Source organism: Micromonospora sp. NPDC002411 (assembly GCF_053592955.1).
The window spans coordinates 1-4,882 of record NZ_JBSFBM010000431.1 but is presented as its reverse complement, the minus strand read 5'-3'; the positions used below and the strand labels follow the sequence as shown (position 1 = coordinate 4,882).

The 4,882-nt window shown below is 69.8% G+C and carries 4 protein-coding genes; 2 read left to right on the top strand and 2 right to left on the bottom strand.

The window, feature by feature from the left end:
* Positions 1–56: 56 nt before the first annotated feature.
* Positions 57–1,340, bottom strand: coding sequence for an MFS transporter (locus ACWCO3_RS31480; RefSeq protein WP_145778541.1), 1,284 nt, complete (start codon positions 1,338–1,340; stop codon positions 57–59).
* Positions 1,341–1,426: 86 nt separating this feature from the next.
* Between ACWCO3_RS31480 and ACWCO3_RS31475 the strand changes: the two genes are divergently transcribed.
* Positions 1,427–1,900 carry a hypothetical protein gene (locus ACWCO3_RS31475; RefSeq protein WP_244311529.1) on the top strand — a complete coding sequence of 158 codons (474 nt, stop codon included), beginning with the start codon at positions 1,427–1,429 and terminating at the stop codon, positions 1,898–1,900.
* Between the two features lie 106 nt (positions 1,901–2,006).
* Entirely contained in the window at positions 2,007–4,616 is a 2,610-nt protein-coding gene (locus ACWCO3_RS31470) for a DUF1565 domain-containing protein (protein WP_450013522.1), read from the top strand.
* A gap of 84 nt (positions 4,617–4,700) precedes the next feature.
* Here the strand turns inward: ACWCO3_RS31470 and ACWCO3_RS31465 are convergent.
* A partial coding sequence (locus ACWCO3_RS31465) for a hypothetical protein (RefSeq protein ID WP_450013520.1) occupies positions 4,701–4,882 on the bottom strand: 182 nt, incomplete at its 5' end.

The window sequence follows — 4,882 nt, the reverse complement described above, 5'->3', positions numbered from 1 at the left end:
GCGCGCGGGGTGCGGGGTGGCGCGGGCGCAGCGCCCAGGGCGAGGGAGAGGGGTTGTCAGGCGGGGGCGGGCGTGGGGGCGGGGGATGCCGGGGCGGTGGTTGCGAGGCCATCCTGCTCGGTGCTGAGCAGGCGGCGCAGGGACAGCGCGACCAGCGAGGCGACCAGGCAGCCGCCGACCACCGTCGCCACCCAGACCATGCCGTTGGCGGCGCCAATGAGCGGGCCGGCGGTAACCGGGCCGATGACACCGCTAACCCCGAAGATCATCGAACTCATGGCGTTGTATCGGCCGCGTAGCTCGTCGGTGGCCAGTGCGTTGGTCAGTGCGGGCATCACCGGCGAGAGCATCGTCTCGCCGAAGCCGAAGATCGCCGAGCAGGCCACCACGCACAGGGCGGCGAACAGGGCGCTCTCACCGCTGACCAGGCCGCCCGCGCCGAGGACCAACCAGGCGGCGGCGAACACCGCACCCACCACGGCCAGTGCCCGGGTGCGGCTGCGCCCCTCGATCCGGCGGATCACCAGCAGTTGCGCGAGCACGATCATCACGGTGTTCGCCGCGAGCGCCCACGCCACCACCCGGGGGTTCACCTCGACGACCCGCACCGCGTACGCGGCGAAGCCCACCTCGACCTGTGCGTAGCCGCAGGTGGTGAGGATCAAACCGAAGATCACCAGCCGCCGGAACGGGCGGTCCCGGAGCACGGTCAGGTAGCCGCCGGCCGACGGCTCGTCGACGCCCCGAAGGTTGCCGAGTCGGTGGCCCACGCCGGGCAGGGTGAGCAGGATCAGTGCGGGCAGCAGGTAGGTCACCGCGTCCAGCAGGTAGATCACCTGGAAGGTGCCGAGCCTGCCGGTGTCGACGATCGCGCCGGAGGTCATGCCACCGATGCCGATGCCCAGGTTGAGCAGGGCGAAGTTCAGCCCGAAGACGCGTTGCCGCTCATTGTCGTCGGTCAGCGACGCGAGGATGGTGTTCTGCCCGGACCAGATCGCCGAGCTGCCAACCGCGATCACCGTCATCACCGCGAACGCGGAGGCGCTCGAATCAACCAGGGCCAGCGAGCCGGTGCCCACCGCCTCGATCAGCAGGCACGGCAGCACCACCCGGCGCGCCCCGAATCGGTCGATCAGAGTCCCGCCCAGTGGCGACAGTGCCAGGGTGACCGCGCCGTACCAGCCGATCACCAGCCCGGCCCGGGTGTCGGTGAGGCCGCGTACGTCGGTGAGGTAGATGAAGAGGAACGGCAGGGTGAGGCCGCGCCCGATCGCCGACAACAGAGTGCCGACGAGGAGCCGGCGAGCTTCTGGGCGGCGGGGGAGGGCGCGACGCAACATGACCGACATTCTGTTCGCCGGGTGCGACATCGTGCGAACCGTTTACCCAGGCGGCGGCTGTCGGGGTGCTCTGCCATGCTGGCCCGGTGAGCGTGACCTGGCGACACCTGCCCGCATCCGCCCGCGAGATCGCCGGCGCCGCCACCGACGCGGTCGAGGCCGCTAGAGACCAGGACACCGAGGCGTACGAGGTGGCTTCCGGCCGGCTCGCCGTGGCCGAACGCTCGGGGCTGGTGCTCGGCGCGGTGGTGCGGCTGCTGCTGGAGGCGACCCATCCGGACGGGCTGGACGGTGATGACGTGCGGCAGGTGCTGGAGCGGTGCGTTCGGGCGGCGGCCCCCTGGCGACCGGAGGTCGACCCGCACGTCGTGCTGGTCCTGCTGGCCGGGGCGCTCGGCGTGTACGACCCCGGCGAGGACGACTCGCCACCCGGCCCGGCGGCGCTCGCCCGACACGCCCCACTGCTCGTGGCCGACCTGCTGGCGGTGACGGGCCGGCCGCTCGACGGCTACCTGAGCGCGGCGTTCACCGAGATCGAGCGCACCGAGCGGCACGACTGACACGGCGCGGCCGAACGGGCGAGGGTGCCGACCGATCGGAGCTGATCACATCGTTCACCATCGCGGTACTCTCTCACCGCATGATCGACTTGCACGGGGGTGTGTGATGGACAGACGAATAGTGACAGGGCTCGCGGTCGTACCGCTGCTCGCTGGTGTGGGCCTGGTGGGCCCGGCGGCGCCCGCGGTGGCGGCGGCTCCCGCGCCGGTCGCCCGAGCGGCGGCCAGCCCGGCGAACGAGCTCTACGTGAGCGGCGCGAACTGCTCACCGGTCGCCGATGGCAGCGAAGAGGCACCGTACTGCACGATCTCGGCGGCGGCGGCGGTGGCGCAGCCCGGTCAGACGGTGCTGGTGCAGCCCGGCAACTACCCCGAGACGGTCACCTTCACCCGGTCCGGCACGGAGAACGCGCCCATCACCTTCCGCGCGGTGAACGCGTTCAACGGGTGGGTCTACGTGGGCCGGACCAACGGGTCGGACGTCACCGGCACCATCCTGTCCCTCAACCAGGTTCACGACGTGGTCGTGGACGGCTTCGTGTTGTACGGGCACAATGCCAGCGCCTCACCTGCTGTGGTGATCGACGGTTCGTCCCGGGTCACGGTGAACGGGATCGCCGCGCAACAGACGAAGGTGCCGGCAGCGGTACGTGTCAGCGGGGCTTCCCATGACGTGACGATCAGCCGGAACTGGCTGGTAAACCTCAATGACACTGGTCTCCCCACAATCGTTGTCGACGGGACGTCGACCGGCACCAGGGTCGTCGCCAACCAGGTCATGGCGGGGCGGATCCGCGTGACCGACGCGCCCGGCAGCACGGTCACCAACAACACGGTCACCGCGGCCTGCGGATCGGGGATCGACCTCGCGGGCACCTCCACCGACGCGGCCGTCGAGAACAACATCATCAAACCTCTGGATGACCGGGCGATCTCGTGCAAGGTGCCTGTCGTCGACGGCGCCATCTCGGTCTCGGCGGCCTCGCTGCCGGCCGTGGCGGACTACAACCTGATCGATCCCACGGCGGGTGTCGCCCCGTACGCCTGGGCCGGCACCACGCACGCCACAGTGGAGGCGTTCCATGCCGCCACCGGGCAGGGTGGACACGACATCGCCGCCGATCCACTACTGGACCTTCAGCGCGGCGGAATGCGGAGCTTCGTTCCCCTGAAGCCGGGCTCACCGGCGATCGACTCGTCCAACGCGACGGCACGGGGCGTACCGGCAACCGACATGCTGGGCAACGCGCACGCCGACGACCCCGAGGCGGCCAACACCGGCACCGGCAATGGCTACCACGACCGAGGCGCAGTCGAGCGGGTCGTCGGCTTCGACTGGTCCACGCAGCCCTTCCGTCAGACCGTCGGCGGCGGTCCGCTGGACGGGACCTCCCGGAGTATCAGCCGGTCGATCTGGCCGTCCGACGGCCCGGTGGGGACCTTCACCTACAAGTTCAGCGACTCGAAGTTCTACCGGGTGACCCAGTCGCCGGAGGAGACGCACCGGTTCCGCCGCGCGGGCCGGGCCTGCGCCTACGTCCGCACGAACTTTTCCGGCAACCGTGACGCCCCCGGCTCCATCACCAACCTCTGCACGGTTCTGGGGGCGCACTACACGCCGGTGTCACCGACCCGGCTGCTCGACACCCGCAGCGCAGTCGGTGTGGGAACGACCACCCCGATTCCGGCGAACTCCGACGTGGTGTTGCCACTCAGCAGCATCGGCGGAGTCCCCGTCGCGCGGATCAGTGCCGTGGTGTTGAACGTGACGGTGACCGAGCCGACGACGTCGGGCTTCCTGACCGTCTATCCGGACGGTGCGGGAACGCCGAGCGCGTCCAACGTCAACTTCGTGGCCAGGGAGACGGTGCCGAACCTGGTCACCGTTCCGGTGGAGAACGGAAAGATCCGGATCCGCAACAGCAGTGGCGGCACCGTGCACGTGATCGCCGACCTTCAGGGGCAGTACAGCGCCGAGGGCCAAGGGTTCACCGCCCTCAACCCGCAGCGGGCGCTCGACACCCGTACCTCCGGGGGAGCGTTCCCGCCGAACACCACCCGGCAGTTGGACCTTGCCCGGCAGATCCCGGCGGATGCCACCGCCGTCGTCCTTAACGTCACTGTGACCGGGCCGACGACGAGCGGCGTCCTGAAGGTCTTTCCCTCCGGTGACGCGCCGCCGGCCGCCTCGAACCTGAACTTCGTCGCCGGGCAGACCATTCCGAACCTGGTGACCGTCCCGGTGGTGGGAGGCAGGGTCGACATTCACAATGCGAGTTCCGGCAGCACGCACGTCGTGGCGGACGTGGCCGGCTACTTCGGGCCGGACGGTCAGTTGACGTACGTGCCGAACTCCCCGGTTCGCATCACCGACACGCGCGCCGACCCGAACCGGGGAAACCATCCCCTCAATCCGCGCGAGTCGATCACGGCCTATGCCAACTTCGCGGCCGGCTCGAACTGTTCCTGCCCGTTCGTGGCGGCGATGGTGGCGAACCTGACCGTCACCGCTCCGACCACGGCGGGCGTGCTGACCGCCTACCCGACGGACGAGGCGCGACCGTCGGCGTCGAACGTCAACTTCGCCGCCGGGGAGACGGCTTCCAACCTCGCCATCGTCGGGACTGGTGGCGGCACCACGCTCTACAACAACAGCTCAGGCACCACGCATGCCATCGCGGATCAGGCGGGTGTCTTCATCAAGCCGCTGTACTGACGGTTCTGCCACAGCGGGCCACACCCCTCGTCGGGCGTGGCCCGCTGTGGCACAGGCACCGCTTGGCAGTGACGCCGAATTCGATCATCTCTCCTGCAGGGGCGGTTCATGAACGTTCGACGTTGGGCGGAGTTCACGCTCGTACCACTGATTGGCGGCGCGGCCCTGGTGCCGGGGCGAATCGGTCGGGTCCACACCGAGCAGCGGCAGGACGAGCAGCGCCGCGTCGAGATCCAGGGAGCCGTAGGTGCGGATGTAGCTTCCCA

What these genes read in the sequence shown, in the direction of transcription:
- ACWCO3_RS31480 (WP_145778541.1), bottom strand. Translation starts at nt 1,340, where the DNA reads ATGTTGCGTCGCGCCCTCCCCCGCCGCCCAGAAGCTCGCCGGCTCCTC.
- ACWCO3_RS31470 (WP_450013522.1), top strand. Translation starts at nt 2,007, where the DNA reads ATGGACAGACGAATAGTGACAGGGCTCGCGGTCGTACCGCTGCTCGCT.